The following is a 17,187-nucleotide window of genomic DNA, read 5'->3' as shown; positions in this document are numbered from 1 at the left end:
GACCGGCCGGACAGTAAAGCAAGCCTCACGACAACACGCCCGCCGGCAACGCGCAGCTTTCCGCTACACAGGAAACGCCGCATCCGCCCGTCACGCGTCGGTGACGTCGGGCTCGCGCGCGTCGTTGCGTTGCACGCACTGCACGACCGACAACCCGTCGGCGGTCAACGCGGGCCGGCGCTCGCCGGACGCGTCGTCGTGCTGCATCACGATCAGGTGCTGTTCGACCAGCGCAAGGACATCCTCGCGGTCGATCTGGATCTGCTCCGGTGCGCGATGCACCAGCAGCAGCGTGGCGAATTCATGTGCGGTCAGCATGCTCGTTCCCCGTTGGCGGCTGCGCGAGATGCGCGCCGGCGAGCAGCAATGCATGCAGGGACCATGCCGGGTGGCGCGGCGCCCTCGTTATCCGTGCCGCTTGCGCGCGGCACGATGTGGCACCACACGGCGGCCCATGCGCGGTGCAAAGTTTTCAACGGCGTGTAATGCGGGAGGAAAACCGGCAGGAGGGAAACCGACGCAGGACACGCCGGGAACGTCGACCGGGTCAGGATCGCCGAGACCGGAACAGACCCGCTCGCGCACGACCGGCCGGCGCACGGAAATAGCCGCTGTGCAGCACTACGCCGCCGTTACCGTCACCGTTGCCGCCACCGCCGCTGCTATCGCCCAGCACGTCAGCGCAGGCGGCTGCGATGCGTGCGCGGCCCTGTTCGAACGCATCGCGCAAGTCGGCCTCTAGGGCGGAGCGTGCGCCGAAATGATCTTCCAGCGCTTCGACCGTGATGGCGCAGGTTTGCAGCTCGCCATCGACATCGATGACGAAACGCAACTGCAGCGCCGCCCCGTCGAATACGGGCGGCTCGTCGACCAGCGTCACGCGGCGGGCGGAATCGGCGGCCATCGTCTCAGGCGCCCCGCGCCGAAAAGCGATCGACCGGTGTGTCCCCGACCGCGAGCATGGCTACCTTGCAATGCATCAACTTTCCGCTCATGAGCCCCTCCGTCCGCGTGGCGGCACGTGTCGTGCCATGCCGGTCGCGCAGCAAGCGACGTGCCTGCCAGCCCGCGCCAATCTCGAGTATCTGAAAGCCGATCCGTGCGGCTACTGCAGACGGCGCGCGGCGTCGAGCATCGCATCGGTCAGCTCGACCGTCAGCGTCACGTGTTCGTCGGGCAGGCGCTCGAGCAGGTCCTCCACCGTGGCGTGCAGGATTGCGTGCACGCGCATCCGCGTGCTTTCGTCGAGATCCGCATAGCGCTCCATCGTGTCGCAGTCGAGCACGAGCATGACCGAATGCCGCGCGGTCTCGGGCGGCGGATCGGCCTCCTCCGCCCACGCCGCCTGAAACGTGATCCTGCCCGTCGCGACGTCGACATGGACCGTCGTATCGAGATCGTCGGCGTCGATCGTGTCGCCATCGGCATCGGCGTCGATCTCGTCGTTTTCCAGCCAGATCCGGGAATGCGATTGCATGATGTCCTCCTGCGTGATGGCGGGATGGCATGTCCTCTCTGTCGTTTGCAGCAACCCCCGTGCCGCGGCCGGCATGGGTTCGTCGGACGGATCACGCGCGCGGCGCGGCACGCGGTTTGCGTACCTCACCCCGTCACGACGCCCCTGTCACCTTCAATGGAGCCCATGGAATGCCTTCCGCTACCGCTACCCGCGCGCATGGCAAGCACCTCACACGACGCCCGGGCCGCGCCCGCGGCACCGACCCGCACCACCGCAAGCGCTGGTCCGCCGACGTCATGCAAAAAAGCGATGCGCTCGACCTCGAACCGGACATCTTCAAGTCCGACGACCCGGCCGCGATCGCCGCGTCGCTGAAGCATTCGGCCGAACACAGCCGCCGCCGCAAGGCGTCGCCGTTCCAGTCGGCGATGTCGATGCTGAACTTCTACGTGAACCGCGCGGGCCGTAACCTGCCGAAAACGCGCCGCGCCACGCTCGAACGCGCGAAACGGAAGCTGCGCGAAGCGTTCGGCCGCAAGCCCTGACGTCGCGCGACCCGATATCTGCCTGCTACCGCACACATGCACGAGACGCTCTGGTACGTAATCGTCGGCGCGGTGCTGATGGGCATGGGCGTCGCGACGTCCGCGCTGCGCCACCTGCCCGTCAGCACCGCGATGATCTATCTCGTGCTCGGCGTCGTACTCGGCCCGGCCGGCGCCGGCCTGCTGGATCTCGACCTCGAACGCGACGCACGGCTGCTGCGTGAGATCGTCGAGATCGCGCTGCTCGTCTCGCTGTTCGCGATCGGGCTGCGGCTGCGCGTGCCGCTCACCGACCGGCTGTGGCGCGTGCCATGCCGCCTCGGCCTGCTCGCGATGGGCCTCACCGTGCCGCTGCTGGCCGCGTGCGCGATGCTCGCCCTCGGGCTCGACTGGGGCCCCGCGCTGCTGCTCGCGGCGATCCTCGCGCCGACCGACCCGGTGCTCGCGCACGACGTGCAGGTGCACGACCCGGGCGATCGCGATCTCGTGCGTTTCGCGCTGTCTGGCGAAGGCGGCCTGAACGACGGGATCGCACTGCCGTTCGCGCTGGCCGGGCTCGCGCTGTGCGGCGCGCCCGGCACGACGCACGGGCTGCCGCCGCTGTCGGGCGCGTTCGCGCTCACCGCGCTGTGGGGCATCGCCGGTGCGGCCGCGATCGGCGGCGGCCTCGGCTGGATCACGACGAAGACGATCGGCTGGCTGCGCACGCGCCACGCCCAGGCGCTCGGCCTCGAAGGCTTCTTCGCGCTCGCGCTGATCGTGCTGTCGTTCGGCGCCGCGCAGTACGCGCATGCATTCGGGTTCATCGCGACGTTCGCGGCCGGGGTCGCGATGCGCCGGGTCGAGCACCGCGCGAGCGGCGATCGCGCGCCGCGCGACGTGATCGGCCAGATCGATTCGGCCGACGTCGTCGCCACCGAGAAGCATCCGGACAAAGCGCACGCGTTCATGGCCGAATCGGTGCTCGGCTTCACGATCGAACTCGAACGGATCGCCGAAGCCATCGTGATGACGATGATCGGCAGCGTGCTCATGACGCTGCCCGGCCCGCTGCTGACGTGGGGCGCGGCGTCGCTGGCCGTCGTGCTGTTCGTCGCCGTGCGCCCGCTCGCGGTGCTGGTCACGCTCACCGGTTCGCGCGCGACGCATGCGCAGCGACGGCTGATGGCGTGGTTCGGCATTCGCGGAATCGGCTCGTTCTACTACCTGCTGTTCGCGCTCGAACACGGGCCCGCCGCCGCGGTGCGCCCGCTCGCGGCCCCCGTGCTGGCCGTCGTGTCGGCATCGGTGATCGCGCACGGGATCACCGCGACGCCGCTGATGAACTGGTATCACCGGCTGCAGCATCGGCGCTGACGCGTGTATGACGATGCGCGCGGCCACGCAATCGGGCCGCCACGCAGCGGGTGGCGCCGAGGGGGTGAGGGAAGCATCGGTATCGACATGCGCTCGCCGCGTTCGGGATGCAGCGGCCACGCGGATCGCCGCGTCGCCATCCTGCGAACGGCAACGGCGTCAGGGCGCGCGCAGCGCCGCGTCGAGTTCGGCGCGCGTCACGTCGAGCGCGACGTTGCATTCGATCGCCGCCTCCTCGACGCGCGGCTTGCGCTCGTCCACCGCGCGCCGCGCGCGGTCGCACAGAACCGTGCGCACGCGCAGCCGGTCGTCCGCGCCGAGCGACGCATAGCGCGTGATCACGTCCGGCTCGAACCGCAGGTCGACCGTGCAGCGCCATTCGCGCGCGTCCTCGTCGGACGGCACGCGCACCCACGACACCTGGATCGTCAGCCGCCCGGACGCGTCGTCCGACTGCACGACGACGGTCGATTCCGACGGAAAACCGTTCGCGAGCGCATGCTCGAGCTCCTTGATGCGCTGCGACCGGCCGGGTGTGCCGGTCATCGTCGCACGACGCCCAGCAGCAGCGTGACGAGGAAGATCACGACGAAGATGTAGAACAGGATCTTCGCGATCTCGGCCGCGCCGGCCGCGATCCCGCCGAAGCCGAACACGGCCGCGACGATCGCGATGATGAAGAAGATGACGGCGTATCGCAGCATGGATACCTCCTGGATGGCAGCAGTGGTCAATACACGTCGTCGCCGGTCACGCATCGTGCTTGTGCTCCGGTTTGCCGCGTCTCGGCTTGGACGCCGTTTTTTCACGTTCCCTTTCGTTCATCGACCTGGCGATCGGCTTCGCCGGCGGCATGAGATCCCGCATTGTCGTGTTGCCGCATCGGGCCGACAGCACGGCACGCGCCGCGCCCTGCCGGGCACGGGACGTTGCCGGCATGGTTGCGCGCCGGTCGTGGGTGCACGCGTCGACGCGACGGTCGGCACATGCACGCGACAGGCTCGCCCGGGCCGCCGTCATGCCGCGTCGCGGCGCCGCAGGTCGGCCGGCGGAATCTTCATCGCCTGGCGATACTTCGTCACCGTGCGACGCGCAAGCAGGATGCCGCGGCCCGCGAGGTTCTGCGCGAGCGTGACGTCGGACAGCGGATCGGTGTGCCGTTCGGACGCGATCATGTCGCGGATCAGCACCTTCGCGGCCGCCGCCGAGCACACGCCCTTGCCGGCCGCCTCGAGCTTGCGCGGGAAGAAATGCTTGAACTCGAACGTGCCGTGCGGCGTGGCCATGTACTTGTTGCCCGTCGCGCGCGACACCGTCGATTCGTGCAGGTCGAGCTCCTCGGCGATGTCGCGCAGCACGAGCGGCTTCATCGCGATCTCGCCGTAGCGGAAGAAATCGCGCTGCCGCGCGACGATGCATTCGCCGACGCGCTGGATCGTCTCGAAGCGCTTCTGCACGTTGCGGATCAGCCAGCGCGCTTCCTGCAGCTGCTGGCCGAGCGGCGAATCGCGTTCGCCGCTCGACTGCGCGAACAGCGTCGCATAGCGTTCATGCAGCCGCGCGCGCGGCAGCACGGCAGGGTTGATCGTCACGATCCACTCGTCGCGCACCTGGCGCACGATCACGTCGGGCACCACGTAGTCGCCGCGCGTGCTGCCGTAATGATTGCCGGGGCGCGGGTCGAGCCCGCGCACCAGCGCGCAGGCCGCCTGCAGCGTCGGCGCGTCGCAGCCGAGCCGCCGCTGGATCTCGGCCGTCTCGCGGCGTGCCAGACGCTCGAGATGCTCGCGCGCGATCGCTTTCGCTTCCGCGAGCGCCGGCGTGCCGGCGGGAATCGCATCGAGTTGCAGCACGAGACACTCGGACAGCGAGCGCGCGGCCAGGCCCGGGCGGTCGAGCATCTGCACGAGCCGCAGTGCGACCGCGAGATCCTGCTCGGAGAGCAGCAGCGCGGGGGCGGCCGCGACCAGCAGTTCGGCCAGTTCCTGGCGCAGGTAACCGTCATCGTCGAGCGCGTCGATCACGATGCGCGCGGCTTCGCGGTCACGCCGGTTCAACGGATAGAGCCGCAACGCATCGTGCAACTGCTGATTCAGCGACGGCTCCGCGGCCAGCCATTCGCCAGGCGACTGGCCGCCCGCATCGTCGCCGTGGCGGCTCGTGCCGTGCGGCGTGGGCGCGGCCGTCAACGACACTTCGGACACGTCGGGCACTTCGGGCGCTTCGCCGTCCTGCGGGCGAGCGTCGTCGGGCTGGGGTGCGGCTTCAGGCGCGGCCGCCTCGGCCGGCTGCCCGGAGGCGTCGGCGCCAGCCTCCTCGTCTGCCTGGCCATCCTCGAGGAACGGATTCTGATCGAGCGCCTGCCGCAATTCCTGTTGAAATTCGAGCGAGGACAACTGCAGCAACCGCAGCGACTGCTGAAGCCTCGGCGTAAGTGCCAGATGCTGTCGCATCTGCAGCGCAAGCGAGACGGACATCGATGGTCCTCCTGACGTTTCACGGGTTTCGTTTCGTATTCGGTCAGGATTGATGCAGCTTCCATGCCAGACGGCGCGACCGCACCGCGTCGCGGGTCACGCGGGTTCGTACCCCGTCTTGCAAACCGTCGAGGGCCGCTTTTTTACAAGCGGGTCGGCAAGTTTTGGGCACGTGTTTCGCGCACGGTCCCGCCACGCGCCGGCCGTGGGATGTATCAGTACTGCGTCGGCGGCGGCGTGCCCGGCAGCGGCGGGTCGCCCGGCGTGCCGTTCGGGCCGGGGGGCGGCACGTCGGCCGGATCGCCGCCCGTCGCGCCCGGCGGCAACGTGTTGCCCGGCGACGGCCGCGGCTCGTAACGCGTATTGGCATCGGGCATCGTCGTGCCCGGCGACGGCGGATGGGCGCCGGGCGGTGCGGGCGGCGCGCCTCGCGCGCCGTAGGGAGCAGGTTGCGTGCAGGCAGCCAGCGCGCACGCGGCGGCCAGCAGGCATGCGCCGGTGCGGATCGTGCGGATCGGTTTCATCGAACACCTCCTGACATCCGCGGCAGCCGCGGAATCGGTTGGGCAGGCCCCGGCCAATCCGCAATCCGCGTGCCGTCCGTTCACGCGTCAAGCACGTCGTCCCGCGGTGCGCCCGAAGGTCGCGGGCCGCCGTCGTTCGCCGCGATGCCTGCCTGCGCGCCGCTAGGCGTCGTACGCGGCCATCACGAGCCATAGCTCGCGGCCGTCGTCGCGCACGCGTGCCGCGAGCGCATACGTGTCGGCGGGCTCGCATGCACGCTGCAGCGCGAATCTCGCCGGCTCGGTCGCGCCGAACGTCTCGTCTCCGAGCGGCCGCACGTCCGCCTTGCCCTCGAACATCCGGCGCTCGGGCCGGTAGATCAGCGGTTCGCGCTTCCATTCCTGGAAGCGGCTTTTCACCGAATCGAACCCGCCCCCGCAAACGTTGAGCTCGTAGCGCACGCCCTCTCGCCGTTTTGGAATCGTCATCGTGCCTCCGTGTGATGGGCGCGCGGCCGGCACGGGTCGCGCCGCACGTGGTCGTCGTCATCTTCGTCGTGTTCCGCGTCGCTACGGCAAGTCGCGTGCCGCGTGCCGACCCCGGGCATGGTCGTTGCGAAGACGTTCGGGTCATCGAGGAGGATTCGCTGGCGAGATCCAGCATGACATGGCCGATGCGCAGTTGCGGCGCCTGCCGGTCGTCGATCACGACAAGCGGCTGGTCCGCATGCTGTCGCTCGCGGACATCGCGACGCGCTCGGCCGGCCCGGCACGCGACGACGTCGCGAACACGCTCGAAGGCGTGTCGCAGCCGAAGCGGACGTGATGGCGCATCGAAGGCCGCGCGCGATACTGCCTGCCGGCCTCCGGCCAAGATCGGCCCCGCATCACCGAAACGGGCCGTCGCATCAGGACAACGACGGACGGCCGCCGCGTCAGCCGTCCTGCTTCGTCACGCGCACGATCTTGTCCGCCAGTTCGCGCACGTCGACCGGCTTACACAGATAGCCGTCGAACCCGGCCTCGAGCGCGCGGCGTTCGTCGGCCAGGCCCGCATGCGCGGTCACGGCGAGCACCCGCATGCCGGGCGGCCCGCCGCCGCCGTTCATGCCGGCGCGTCGCAACGCGTCGAGCAGCCAGAAGCCGTCGCCGTCGGGCATCGCGAGATCGGACAGCACGACGGTCGGCCGTAGATCGGCGGCCACCGCGAGCGCTTCGCGCCCCGTCGACGCGATCGCGACGGCCGCGCCGAACGTCGTCAGCGCGGCGGTGAGGCTCTCGCGCGTGGTCGGATCGTCGTCGACGATCAGGATGCGTTGCGTATCGAGCGTCAACGGGGCGCGATGGCCGTCCACGTGCGCATTCCCCCACGCCATCGCGCCGACGGGTTGCCAGCCGGCCGGCAGCGTCACCGTAAACGTCGCGCCGCGATTACGGCCCGCACTCTCGACCGTCACGCCGCCGCCGTGCAGCTCGGCGATATGCCGCACGATCGACAGGCCGAGGCCCAGCCCGCGCCGCGACGACGCCGGCGAATCCTCCGCGCGGCGGAACATGTCGAACACGTACGGCAGGAACGCCGGCACGATGCCCTGCCCCGTGTCGCTCACGGTCAGCACCACCCGCGCATCGTTGCGGGCGAGCCCGACCGTCACGCTGCCGCCGGACGGCGTGAACTTGAGCGCGTTCGACACGAGGTTCGACAGCATCTGCCGCAAGCGCTCGGCATCGCCCGACACCACGCAGGTCGACGCCGCACAGTCGAATTCGAGCACGATGCCGGCCGACGACGCGGCCGTCTGGAACGCGCCGACCGAATCGGAGAACAGCCGCACGACGTCCACCGGCCGCGCGTCGAGCTGCAGCTTGCCGGTCGCGAGCGACGACGCATCGAGGATGTCGCCGACCATCCGCGTGAGCGAGCGCGCGCTGCGGTCGATCGCGTCGATCGCCTGCTGCTGCAGCGCGCTGTCGCCCGAATTGCGCAGCACCTCGACCCAGCCGTAGATCACGTTCAGCGGCGTGCGCAGCTCGTGCGACACCGTCGCGAGCAGTTCGTCCTTCAGCCGGTTCGACGTATCGGCCTGGTCGCGCGCATCGCGTGCGCCCTGCAGCGACCGCTGCGCGCGCAGGTCGCGGCGGCGCTGCGCGCCGGCTTCGCGCAGCGTCAGCGACAACGCGACGGACGCACGCACGTCGCCGCGTACCGGGCCCGCCGACACGGTCGCACGGAAACGCCGGCCGTCGCGCCGCACGCACAGCAGGTCGATCGGCCCGACCGCCGCGTGCATGTCCTCGAACGACTGCACGAGCGGCTTGCGCTTCAGCCAGCGCATCGCCACCAGCGATTCGAACGTGCGCCCATGCGCATCGCTTTCGTCGTAGCCGAACATGCGTTGCGCGGCCGGGTTCCAGCTGACGATGCGGCCGTCGCCATCGATGCCGACGATCGCGTCGGGCGACGCGTCGACGACAGCGCGCTGCAACCGCGACGCATCGGCCCGCGAACGGTCGGCGCCGGCTTCGCGCAGCAGCAGCACGGCGCCGTCGACGTTGCCGTCCGCATCGCCGAGCGGCGCGGCCACCTCGACGATCGGCACCGGCTCGCTCCCTTCCGCCTGCAGCCAGTGGCGATCCGATGTGACACCCTCGCCGCCGAGCGCGAGATCGAGCGGGGTCGATTGAACGCGCCGGCCGTCGCGATCGACGATCCGCAGCACGTCGCGCGCGGCGCGGCCCGTCGCATCGTCCGGCCGGCAGCCGACGAGCGCGGCCGCGGCGGCGTTGAGGTAGGTGAGCCGCCCGTTCGTATCGGTGGCGATCACGCCATGCGGCAACGCCTGCAGCACGGCTTCGAGCCGCCGGCGCGCGGCCGCTTCACGCCGTAGCGCCGCATCGTTCGTGAAGCGCGTGCGGCGCAGCATCGACGCGATCGCGCAGACGAGCGCGCAGATCAGCACGAAGGTGCCGAGCCGCACGAGCCGATCGGGCAGCGGCTGCGTATAGGCCGCGGGATCCGAGAGAAACAGCGTCCACACGAGCAGGCCGCTGACGACCGTCGAGGCCATCCCGAACAGGAACGACGTCGCCCACGCGGCGCCCGCGAGCAGCGGATAGTAGAGGAGGAGCGGCAGGTTCACGCCGCCGAAGCGGATCGCGAGCGCCTGCAGCACGGTGGCGATCGCAACCAGCATCACGGCCGTGACGTAGTTGCCCGCGCGAGTCCGCGAAATGTCGATCATCGATCACGCTCCTGCCGGCGGGTCGGTCGCGGCGGCATCAGGACTCCGGCTTGTCCACTTCGTCTTCGAGCTGCGCGAGCCGGTTGTAGATCGTCTTCAGGCTGACGTCGAGCACCTCGGCCGCCTGCGCCTTCACGCCGCCGCATTGCGCGATCGTGCCGAGGATCAGCTTGCGGTCGGCTTCCTCGAGCGACGTGCCGAACGGCACGGTCACACGATCCTCGTGCGAATCGGCCAGGTTCGACAGTTCGTCCATGATCGGCGGCGGCAGCGTATCGATCACGTCCGCGTCGCAGAAGATGCTCGCGCGCTGCACGAAGTTGCGCAGCTCGCGTACGTTGCCGGGCCACGCATAGCTCTTCAGCGCATCGCGCGCGGCCGGTGCGAAGCGCAGGTTCCGGCCGCTTTCGGCGTTGAACTGCTGCAGGAACGCATCGGCCAGCATCGGGATGTCGTCGCCGCGCTCGCGCAGCGACGGCAGCGGGATCGGGAACACGTTGATCCGGTGAAACAGGTCGGGCCGCAGCTTGCCGTCGGCCATCGCGGCCTCCGGGTCGCGGTTGGTCGCCGCGACGATGCGCACGTCGACGTCGATCTCGCGCGTCGAGCCGAGCCGCGTGAGGCGCCCCGTCTCGAGCACGCGCAGCAGCTTGACCTGCGACTCGAGCGGCATCTCGGTGATCTCGTCGAGAAACAGCGTGCCGCCGTCCGCGCGTTCGAAGAAGCCCTTGTGCTGTCGCTCCGCGCCTGTGAAGCTGCCGCGGTCGTGGCCGAACATCTCGCTCTCGACGAGGTTCGCGGCAATCGCGCCGCAGTTCACCGCGAGGAACGGGCCGCGGCGGCGCAGGCTCAGGTCGTGCACCGTCTGCGCGGCCAGCTCCTTGCCGGTGCCCGATTCGCCCGTCAGCAGGACCGATGCCTCGGTGCGCGCGACCCGGCCGATCGCGTCGTAGACGGTCTGCATCGCGGGCGAGCTGCCGAGCATGCGGCCGAAGCGGCCGAGACGCTGCAGTTCGGAGCGCAGCTCGGCGATCTCTTCATGCAGCGCGGTGGTGCGCGGCACGCGCGCGAAGATGCTGTTCAGCCGCTGCATGTTCAGCGGCTTGACCAGGTAGTCGGTCGCGCCGCGCCGCAGTGCGTCGATCGCGGTTTCGAGGCTCGCGTGGCCGGTGGTCAGCACCATTTCGCAGTGCGAATGCTTCGGCAACGCATCGAACAGATCCATCCCGTTGCCGTCCGGCAGCACGAGATCGCACAGCACGAGATCAGGGGGGTGCGTCGTGACGAGCGTGCGCGCTTCCTCGAGCGTCGCGGCCGTGTCGCACGCAAGCTGCTGCGTGCGCGCCAGCGCCGCGAGCATGGCGCGCGTATCGGCGTCATCTTCGACGATCAGGACGTAGGGCATCGTGGCTCCTTGTGAAGCAGCCCGGCGCGCGTAGCTGCCGGAACCGCGGCAGGTTGCAGCGAGGTCCGGCCACTGGTCGCACGACGATACGGCTTGATCGATGCACTCGTGCGGATGGGCAGTCCTCCCGTGAAAAGCAGTCCCTGTGAGTATAGGAGAGGCATGTCGCGCATTCGCCGGTCATCGAATAAATCTATCCGCACTCAACATCTGCATTGCCAGATTCAATGCGCGGCAATCGGTAAGAACGCCATCGTTTCAAGGCAATCATGTGGCGTGAAATCGTGCAGATCGCGTCTTTTGCGCACGTTGACGCGCCATGCGGTCAAACTTGCCGGTCTGATTTTTCGCATGTCGGAATGTTCCGATGACGATCGTGGCCGCTTGATAGCGCGCGTTCGATTCAGACCCTGCCGCGTGACTTGCCGACCATCGAGCGCTCTATCTGCTTCGTCGATCCGTCAGTCGGTTGCGGCCTGACTGCCACCGTCGCGCGCTTTCGAGATCGCTTCGACTAGCTTCAGTTCGTCGTCGATCGACAGCGTCGTGTCGATCACGTCTCCGCCGAACGGGGCGAGCGCCGTGCTCAGCGCGTAGATATCGAGTTGGGTCGCGGCCAGCCCGAGCGACACGGTGCCGGGGCGCGCCTTGCGTGCGACGCGATCGATCAGCGCGTCGTCCACCGGCTTCTCGCGCCATGCGTCGAGCGACGATTCGATGTGCTCGACCACGCTGTCGAGCAGCGACGCGGGCGGCGTGCGATCGGGGTCGAGCGCATGCGCGCGCAACTGTCCGTCAGCCGTGCACTCGACGATCGCCACCCCCGACAGCGCGACGACGTGCCGGTCGCGCAACGTATCGAGTTCGGCGAGCGCGCGATGGGCGGCCGCGAGGTCGGGATAGGACAACACGATCAACGTATTCATCAACGACTCCATGAAATCAGGCGGCCGGTTCGAGAGGGGCGGCACTCAGTGCGGCAGCCCGAACGCGGCCTTCAGGCTCGCGACGATCATCTGCATCGCGATCGCCGCGAGAATCATCCCCATCAGCCGTTGCGTCACCGCCGTCACGCGTGGCGACAGGTAATGGCCGATCAGCGGTGCCGACAGCAGCGAGACGGCCAGCAACACGAGAAACGCAGCGAGCCCGAGCGCGAACGCGAATGCCTGCCCGGTCGAGAACGCGGTGTGCCCGAGCACGATCATCGTCGCGATCGTGCCGGGGCCGACGAGCAGCGGGATCGTCAGCGGATAGATCGCGACGCTCTCGGCCGCGGCCGGATCGGCGCCTTCGTCGTCGCCCGGCGAATGCTGGCGGCTCGGCGCGCCATGCAGCATCGACAGCGCGATCAGCAACACCAGCAGCCCGCCCGCGAGGCGAAAATCGTCGACCGTCAGGCCGAACACGTGCAGGATCGCGCCGCCCGCGACTGCCGACACGATACAGCCGACCGTCACGCCGATCGCGGCCGTCAGCGCGACCTTGCGGCGCACGCCGTCCGCCGCGCCTTCGGTCAGCGACAGGAACACGGGGATGTTCGCGATCGGGTTCATGATCGCGAACAGCGCCGCGAATACCTTGATGGAAAAGGTCAGGTCGAAGGCCACAGGTTCGCTCCCGTCTCGCGCGGCGATACGTGCGTCGAATCGCGCGCAGGTTCCGCTTCGTTTCGGATGCACGGCGCACGCCATGCTGCTACGATCGACGCACCGCGTTCACGCACGACGGAGGGCCCCGACCGATGCAAGCCACCGACACCTTCATGGATCACGAGATTCGCGTCGACGCGACGCGCAACGCGAACGGCGCGTGGGTCGCGCAGGTGCAGATCTTCCGCGACGGCGCGCCGGTCGACCTGCCCGCGCCCGAGCTCGTCACACCCGAATGGCTCACGTGCGACGAAGCCCTGCGCGGCGGCATCGACCAGGGCCGCGTGATCATCAAGACACGCGACCGCTAGCGGCAACCGGCTCATCCGCACGCATCGCACGGCGCGTTTCACGCATCGAAATCCAGATCGCCGATCAGGATCTCGCGATCGCGCTGGGTGCGCGTGCTGAAATCGACCGGCAACTCCATCTGCCAGCGTTCGATCGTGACCGGCAGCGCCGCGAGATAGCGGTCGAAGCGGCTGCGGTCGGGCTCGGCCAGCAACGCATCGATCGCATCGTCACACCACGCGAGCCGCGCGTTCAGCCGGTTCGGCAAGCCGACCGTCGACGTGAGGCCGATCACGTCGACACGGGTCGGGCCGCCCTGCCCGTCGTGCGGCACGACCTCCACCCTCACTTCGCCAGGCTGATACAGGCCGAGCACGCGCGCCGCGATGCGCGGCGCAAACTCGGTTTCGAAACGGGCACGCACATCGGGATTCATCTCGCCTCCGGGTTCGAATCATGTCGTCATACTGCTGTCACGCGGCTGCAATCTGCCGCTCGAATGCCGCTTCCGCCTTCAGGCTGTCGAGATCGCGACCGACCGTCGCGACCGCGAGCCGTGTGTTGCCGCGCCAGTACGCGATCGAGCAATCGTGCGCGCCGAGGTCGCCATCGATCTCGACCCGATCGAATTGCTCCGCATGCCCGACATAGTTGACCGTCAGGTCGTAATGCTGGCTCCAGAAGAACGGCACCGCGTCGAATGGCCGCTGCTGCCCGAGCATGTTGCGCGCGGCGACAATGCCCTGCCGCTCGGCGACGACCCAGTGCTCGACGCGAATCCGCTCGCCCGTCAGCGGATCGGGCCAGCGCGCGATGTCGCCGGCCGCGTAGATGCCGGGCGCGCTCGTCTGAAGGAAGCGGTCGACCGTCACGCCGCGCTCGACGGCCAGCCCCGCGTCCTGCGCGAGCGCCACGTTCGGATGCACGCCGATGCCGACCACCACGAGATCGGCCGGCAGCACGTCGCCGCTCGACAGCGTCACGCTGTCCGGCGTGATCCGCGCGGGCGTCGCGCCGAGATGGAACACGACGCCGTGCGACTCGTGCAGCGCCTGGATCGTGCTGCCGAGCGCTTCGCCGAGCACGCGCGCCATCGGGTGCGCATCGGGCGCGACGACCTGCACGTCGAGCCCGCGCGTGCGCAGCGCGGCGGCCGCTTCGAGCCCGATGAAGCTCGCGCCGACCACGACGCAGCGACGCGCCGTTTTCAGCTTGCCGATCAGCGCGTCGCAATCGGCGCGCGAGCGCAGCACGCACACGTGTGGCAGATCCGCGCCGGGCACGGTCAGCCGGTTCGGCTCGGCGCCCGTTGCAAGCAGCAGCGCGCCGTAGCCGACGCGGGTGCCGTCGGCCAGTTCGACCGCCTGCCGCGCGGGTTCGATGCGTACGACACGCGTGCCGCACCGCACGTCGATGTGATGGTCCGCATAGAACGACGGCGCACGCAGCGGCAGCCAGTCGGCATCGGCCGTGCCGGCGAGATAGTCTTTCGAGAGGTTCGGCCGGTCGTACGGCGGATCGGCATCGGCGGTGAGCAGCGTGACGGGATGCGGATAGCCTTCCTGCCGCAGCGTCACCGCGGCCGCGATGGCCGCCGCACCGCCGCCGACGATCACCACCGACGCGGGCAGTCCCGCTGCATTCAATACAGGCGGTGCGGCGGCCGGCCGCTCGTCGAGCACGACGGCGCGGCCATCGCGGCGTTCGACGCGCCAGCACGGCAGCCCGTCGAGCGCGGGCGCGCGCAGCAGCGCGCCGGTGCGCAGGCAGAACGCCGCGTGATGCCACGGGCAGTGGATCGTGTCGCCTTCCAGCAGGCCGTCGGCCAACGGCGCGCCGTAGTGCGGGCACTGTGCGCCCACGGCAAACAGTTCATCGGCGCGGCGCACGAGCAGCACCGCTGCATCGCCGACATGGCCCTCGATCATTGCGCCGTCGGCGAGCTCGTCGAGCGCGATGCCTTGCGTGAGATCGGGGCGTGACGACGAATCGTCGCTTTCAGTCATGACGTGGCTCCCGAAAAGTCAGGTAACGATCCCATTATCGACATCCCTCCTGAAAAGAACAGGTACAGACGTCCCCGCAGCGCACGCAAACACGCACTGTAGCTTGTACGCGATCCATGACGGGCGTAGAACGTCATCAACGTTGCGGCGCAACACGGCAGCGGCCCGCGACGCACGCCGCGCCTCCCGCGCAAGCCGCGTGCCGCCTTCTCCCCGTCACCAGGAGTACTACCCGATGGCTACCGTCCTGTGCGTGCTCTACCCCGATCCCGTGGACGGCTATCCGCCGCGCTACGTGCGCGATGCGATTCCGGTCATCACGCACTACGCGGACGGGCAGACCGCGCCGACGCCGGCCGGCCCGCCCGGCTTTCGTCCCGGCGAACTCGTCGGCTCGGTGTCCGGCGCGCTCGGCTTGCGCGCCTATCTGGAAGCGCACGGCCACACGCTGATCGTCACGAGCGACAAGGACGGCCCCGACTCCGAATTCGAGCGCCGGCTGCCCGAAGCGGACGTCGTGATCTCGCAGCCGTTCTGGCCCGCGTACCTGACGGCCGAACGAATCGCCCGGGCGCCGAAGCTGAAGCTCGCGCTGACGGCCGGCATCGGCTCCGATCACGTCGATCTCGACGCCGCCGCGCGCGCGCACATCACCGTCGCCGAAGTCACCGGCTCGAACAGCATCAGCGTGGCCGAGCACGTGGTGATGACGACGCTCGCGCTGGTGCGCAACTACTTGCCGTCACATGCGATCGCGCAGCAAGGCGGCTGGAACATCGCCGATTGCGTGTCGCGCAGCTACGACGTCGAAGGCATGCAGTTCGGCACGGTCGGCGCGGGACGCATCGGGCTCGCCGTGCTGCGCCGGCTGCAGCCGTTCGGGCTGCAGCTGCACTACACGCAGCGCCACCGGCTCGATGCATCGGTCGAGCAGGCACTCGGGCTCACGTATCACGCCGATGCCGCGTCGCTCGCGAGCGCCGTCGACATCGTCAACCTGCAGATTCCGCTGTACCCGTCGACCGAGCGCCTGTTCGACGCGGCGATGATCGCGCGCATGAAGCGCGGCGCGTACCTGATCAACACCGCGCGCGCCAAGCTGGTCGACCGCGACGCGGTCGTGAACGCCGTCACGTCCGGGCATCTCGCGGCCTACGCCGGCGACGTGTGGTTTCCGCAGCCGGCGCCGGCCGATCACCCGTGGCGCACGATGCCGTTCAACGGGATGACGCCGCACATCTCGGGCACGTCGCTGTCCGCGCAGGCCCGCTACGCGGCCGGCACGCTGGAGATCCTGCAATGCTGGTTCGACGGCAAGCCGATCCGCAACGAATACCTGATCGTCGACGGCGGCACGCTCGCGGGAACGGGCGCGCAGTCGTACCGGCTGACGTGACGCCGCGCGCGTGCCGCACGACGCGCGACGCGCGGCGGCTCACTCAGTCGAGGCAGTAGGCGGCGAGCTTGCCGACCGCGATCACCGCCTGCTCGATCTCCGGCGACCACGGGCTGCTGTAGTTCAGCCGGATGAAGTTCCGGTAGCTGTCCGTGATCGAGAACATGTAGCCGGGCCCGATCGTGATCCCCTGCTCCAGCGCGAGCTGGTACAGCCGCATCGCGTCGATCTGCGCGGGCAGTTCGATCCACAGCACGTATCCGCCCGCCGGGCTCGAGATGCGCGTGCCCTCCGGAAAGAACCGCGACACCATCGTACGCATCAGGTTCGCCTGCTGCGCATAGGCCTTGCGAATCCGCCGCAGGTGATGCTCGTAGCCGTCGCGTTCGAGAAACTCCGCGATCGCGAGCTGCGGCAGCGACGGCGTCGCGAGCGTGTTCAGGAATTTCAGCTTCTCGACCTGCTCGCGATAGCGGCCCGGCAGCGCCCAGCCGATCCGGTACGCGGCCGTCAGGCTCTTCGAGAACGACGAGCAATGCAGCACGATGTCGTGCCGGTCGAACGACTTCAGCGTGCTCGGATGCATGTTGCCGAAGTACAGTTCGTTGTACACGCCGTTCTCGATCAGCGGCATCCCCGTCTTCGTCGCGAACTCGACCAGCTCGCGCTTGCGCTCGTCCGGCATCTGGAAGCCGAGCGGGTTCTGGAAGTTCGGCATCACCATGCATGCGGCGATCGGCTGCGACTTCGCGATCGCGGCCAATGCCGCGATGTCGATTCCGTATTCCGGATGCGTCGCCACCTCGATCGCCTTCATCCCCATCCGCTCGATCGCGTGCAGCATCGCGTAGAACG

The 17,187-nt window shown here is 69.1% G+C and carries 20 protein-coding genes and 1 pseudogene; 5 read left to right on the top strand and 16 right to left on the bottom strand.

Annotated features, from left to right (window positions below):
* Window positions 1–90 precede the first annotated feature (90 nt).
* The 3 genes from LGM56_RS33390 to LGM56_RS33380 all read right to left on the bottom strand — a co-directional run bounded on the left by LGM56_RS33390 (window position 91) and on the right by LGM56_RS33380 (window position 1,477).
* Complete coding sequence (locus LGM56_RS33390) at window positions 91–318, bottom strand: hypothetical protein (RefSeq protein WP_089429619.1); 228 nt, start codon at window positions 316–318, stop codon at window positions 91–93.
* 229 nt (window positions 319–547) lie between these two features.
* Window positions 548–904 (bottom strand): DUF1488 domain-containing protein, encoded by a 357-nt coding sequence (locus LGM56_RS33385; RefSeq protein WP_226207886.1) that lies wholly within the window; start codon window positions 902–904, stop codon window positions 548–550.
* A 201-nt stretch (window positions 905–1,105) separates the two neighbouring features.
* The gene (locus tag LGM56_RS33380; protein WP_226207885.1) at window positions 1,106–1,477 is read right to left on the bottom strand and encodes a hypothetical protein; all 372 of its coding nucleotides are present in this window, start codon (window positions 1,475–1,477) and stop codon (window positions 1,106–1,108) included.
* Window positions 1,478–1,647: 170 nt separating this feature from the next.
* Between LGM56_RS33380 and LGM56_RS33375 the strand changes: the two genes are divergently transcribed.
* Together LGM56_RS33375 and LGM56_RS33370 are read left to right on the top strand one after the other, a co-directional pair.
* Window positions 1,648–2,004 carry a DUF3175 domain-containing protein gene (locus LGM56_RS33375; RefSeq protein WP_089444157.1) on the top strand — a complete coding sequence of 119 codons (357 nt, stop codon included), beginning with the start codon at window positions 1,648–1,650 and terminating at the stop codon, window positions 2,002–2,004.
* 36 nt (window positions 2,005–2,040) lie between these two features.
* Complete coding sequence (locus LGM56_RS33370; RefSeq protein WP_226207884.1) at window positions 2,041–3,360, top strand: cation:proton antiporter; 1,320 nt, start codon at window positions 2,041–2,043, stop codon at window positions 3,358–3,360.
* Between the two features lie 159 nt (window positions 3,361–3,519).
* Here LGM56_RS33370 and LGM56_RS33365 read toward each other — a convergent pair whose 3' ends face one another.
* The 6 genes from LGM56_RS33365 to LGM56_RS33340 form a co-directional block, all read right to left on the bottom strand.
* A complete protein-coding gene (locus LGM56_RS33365) occupies window positions 3,520–3,906 on the bottom strand; it encodes a DUF3022 domain-containing protein (RefSeq protein WP_226207883.1) in 387 nt (128 codons plus the stop codon).
* Window positions 3,903–4,064 (bottom strand): DUF1328 domain-containing protein, encoded by a 162-nt coding sequence (locus LGM56_RS33360; protein WP_011349711.1) that lies wholly within the window; start codon window positions 4,062–4,064, stop codon window positions 3,903–3,905. Before LGM56_RS33360 ends, LGM56_RS33365 begins: the two co-directional genes overlap by 4 nt.
* Before the next feature lie 46 nt (window positions 4,065–4,110).
* Window positions 4,111–4,299 (bottom strand): DUF3008 family protein, encoded by a 189-nt coding sequence (locus LGM56_RS33355; RefSeq protein ID WP_089499056.1) that lies wholly within the window; start codon window positions 4,297–4,299, stop codon window positions 4,111–4,113.
* Window positions 4,300–4,376: 77 nt separating this feature from the next.
* Window positions 4,377–5,837, bottom strand: a complete 1,461-nt coding sequence (locus LGM56_RS33350) for an RNA polymerase factor sigma-54 (protein ID WP_226207882.1) — start codon at window positions 5,835–5,837, stop codon at window positions 4,377–4,379.
* A gap of 215 nt (window positions 5,838–6,052) precedes the next feature.
* Window positions 6,053–6,361, bottom strand: coding sequence for a hypothetical protein (locus tag LGM56_RS33345; RefSeq protein ID WP_089498612.1), 309 nt, complete (start codon window positions 6,359–6,361; stop codon window positions 6,053–6,055).
* 162 nt (window positions 6,362–6,523) lie between these two features.
* A complete protein-coding gene (locus LGM56_RS33340; protein WP_089498611.1) occupies window positions 6,524–6,829 on the bottom strand; it encodes a hypothetical protein in 306 nt (101 codons plus the stop codon).
* A 163-nt stretch (window positions 6,830–6,992) separates the two neighbouring features.
* On the opposite strand from LGM56_RS33340, the pseudogene LGM56_RS33335 reads away from it, so the two are divergent.
* Window positions 6,993–7,166, top strand: a pseudogene (locus LGM56_RS33335) (CBS domain-containing protein); the annotation flags it as partial.
* A gap of 109 nt (window positions 7,167–7,275) precedes the next feature.
* On the opposite strand, the gene LGM56_RS33330 reads toward LGM56_RS33335, so the two are convergent.
* The 4 genes from LGM56_RS33330 to LGM56_RS33315 form a co-directional block, all read right to left on the bottom strand.
* Complete coding sequence (locus tag LGM56_RS33330; RefSeq protein WP_226207881.1) at window positions 7,276–9,582, bottom strand: ATP-binding protein; 2,307 nt, start codon at window positions 9,580–9,582, stop codon at window positions 7,276–7,278.
* A 37-nt stretch (window positions 9,583–9,619) separates the two neighbouring features.
* Window positions 9,620–10,987, bottom strand: coding sequence for a sigma-54-dependent transcriptional regulator (locus LGM56_RS33325; protein WP_089498609.1), 1,368 nt, complete (start codon window positions 10,985–10,987; stop codon window positions 9,620–9,622).
* A 461-nt stretch (window positions 10,988–11,448) separates the two neighbouring features.
* The gene (locus LGM56_RS33320; RefSeq protein ID WP_226207880.1) at window positions 11,449–11,913 is read right to left on the bottom strand and encodes a hypothetical protein; all 465 of its coding nucleotides are present in this window, start codon (window positions 11,911–11,913) and stop codon (window positions 11,449–11,451) included.
* Window positions 11,914–11,958: 45 nt separating this feature from the next.
* On the bottom strand, window positions 11,959–12,597 hold the full coding sequence (locus LGM56_RS33315) for a MarC family protein (RefSeq protein WP_226207879.1): 639 nt from the start codon (window positions 12,595–12,597) through the stop codon (window positions 11,959–11,961).
* Window positions 12,598–12,731: 134 nt separating this feature from the next.
* Between LGM56_RS33315 and LGM56_RS33310 the strand changes: the two genes are divergently transcribed.
* Complete coding sequence (locus LGM56_RS33310; RefSeq protein ID WP_089498606.1) at window positions 12,732–12,950, top strand: DUF6566 family protein; 219 nt, start codon at window positions 12,732–12,734, stop codon at window positions 12,948–12,950.
* A 38-nt stretch (window positions 12,951–12,988) separates the two neighbouring features.
* Here LGM56_RS33310 and LGM56_RS33305 read toward each other — a convergent pair whose 3' ends face one another.
* Complete coding sequence (locus tag LGM56_RS33305) at window positions 12,989–13,366, bottom strand: DUF5594 family protein (protein ID WP_226207878.1); 378 nt, start codon at window positions 13,364–13,366, stop codon at window positions 12,989–12,991.
* Between the two features lie 37 nt (window positions 13,367–13,403).
* Window positions 13,404–14,936: an FAD-dependent oxidoreductase gene (locus LGM56_RS33300; protein ID WP_226207877.1), complete on the bottom strand. Its 1,533-nt coding sequence runs from the start codon at window positions 14,934–14,936 to the stop codon at window positions 13,404–13,406.
* Window positions 14,937–15,171: 235 nt separating this feature from the next.
* On the opposite strand from LGM56_RS33300, the gene LGM56_RS33295 reads away from it, so the two are divergent.
* Entirely contained in the window at window positions 15,172–16,332 is a 1,161-nt protein-coding gene (locus LGM56_RS33295) for an NAD-dependent formate dehydrogenase (RefSeq protein WP_226207876.1), read from the top strand.
* Between the two features lie 43 nt (window positions 16,333–16,375).
* Here LGM56_RS33295 and LGM56_RS33290 read toward each other — a convergent pair.
* A partial coding sequence (locus LGM56_RS33290; protein ID WP_226207875.1) for a PLP-dependent aminotransferase family protein occupies window positions 16,376–17,187 on the bottom strand: 812 nt, incomplete at its 5' end.

Origin of the sequence: Burkholderia sp. AU38729, from assembly GCF_020419725.1 — a bacterium.
In the GTDB taxonomy this organism is placed as follows: domain Bacteria; phylum Pseudomonadota; class Gammaproteobacteria; order Burkholderiales; family Burkholderiaceae; genus Burkholderia.
Note: the sequence above shows the minus strand (reverse complement) of the source record. Positions and strands in the feature narration are given on the sequence as shown.

What these genes read in the sequence shown, in the direction of transcription:
- LGM56_RS33370 (WP_226207884.1), top strand. Translation starts at nt 2,041, where the DNA reads ATGCACGAGACGCTCTGGTACGTAATCGTCGGCGCGGTGCTGATGGGC.
- LGM56_RS33300 (WP_226207877.1), bottom strand. Translation starts at nt 14,936, where the DNA reads ATGACTGAAAGCGACGATTCGTCGTCACGCCCCGATCTCACGCAAGGC.
- LGM56_RS33295 (WP_226207876.1), top strand. Translation starts at nt 15,172, where the DNA reads ATGGCTACCGTCCTGTGCGTGCTCTACCCCGATCCCGTGGACGGCTAT.
- LGM56_RS33360 (WP_011349711.1), bottom strand. Translation starts at nt 4,064, where the DNA reads ATGCTGCGATACGCCGTCATCTTCTTCATCATCGCGATCGTCGCGGCC.
- LGM56_RS33305 (WP_226207878.1), bottom strand. Translation starts at nt 13,366, where the DNA reads ATGAATCCCGATGTGCGTGCCCGTTTCGAAACCGAGTTTGCGCCGCGC.
- LGM56_RS33385 (WP_226207886.1), bottom strand. Translation starts at nt 904, where the DNA reads ATGGCCGCCGATTCCGCCCGCCGCGTGACGCTGGTCGACGAGCCGCCC.
- LGM56_RS33310 (WP_089498606.1), top strand. Translation starts at nt 12,732, where the DNA reads ATGCAAGCCACCGACACCTTCATGGATCACGAGATTCGCGTCGACGCG.
- LGM56_RS33330 (WP_226207881.1), bottom strand. Translation starts at nt 9,582, where the DNA reads ATGATCGACATTTCGCGGACTCGCGCGGGCAACTACGTCACGGCCGTG.
- LGM56_RS33355 (WP_089499056.1), bottom strand. Translation starts at nt 4,299, where the DNA reads ATGCCGGCAACGTCCCGTGCCCGGCAGGGCGCGGCGCGTGCCGTGCTG.
- LGM56_RS33390 (WP_089429619.1), bottom strand. Translation starts at nt 318, where the DNA reads ATGCTGACCGCACATGAATTCGCCACGCTGCTGCTGGTGCATCGCGCA.
- LGM56_RS33375 (WP_089444157.1), top strand. Translation starts at nt 1,648, where the DNA reads ATGCCTTCCGCTACCGCTACCCGCGCGCATGGCAAGCACCTCACACGA.
- LGM56_RS33340 (WP_089498611.1), bottom strand. Translation starts at nt 6,829, where the DNA reads ATGACGATTCCAAAACGGCGAGAGGGCGTGCGCTACGAGCTCAACGTT.
- LGM56_RS33350 (WP_226207882.1), bottom strand. Translation starts at nt 5,837, where the DNA reads ATGTCCGTCTCGCTTGCGCTGCAGATGCGACAGCATCTGGCACTTACG.
- LGM56_RS33365 (WP_226207883.1), bottom strand. Translation starts at nt 3,906, where the DNA reads ATGACCGGCACACCCGGCCGGTCGCAGCGCATCAAGGAGCTCGAGCAT.
- LGM56_RS33325 (WP_089498609.1), bottom strand. Translation starts at nt 10,987, where the DNA reads ATGCCCTACGTCCTGATCGTCGAAGATGACGCCGATACGCGCGCCATG.
- LGM56_RS33345 (WP_089498612.1), bottom strand. Translation starts at nt 6,361, where the DNA reads ATGAAACCGATCCGCACGATCCGCACCGGCGCATGCCTGCTGGCCGCC.
- LGM56_RS33320 (WP_226207880.1), bottom strand. Translation starts at nt 11,913, where the DNA reads ATGAATACGTTGATCGTGTTGTCCTATCCCGACCTCGCGGCCGCCCAT.
- LGM56_RS33380 (WP_226207885.1), bottom strand. Translation starts at nt 1,477, where the DNA reads ATGCAATCGCATTCCCGGATCTGGCTGGAAAACGACGAGATCGACGCC.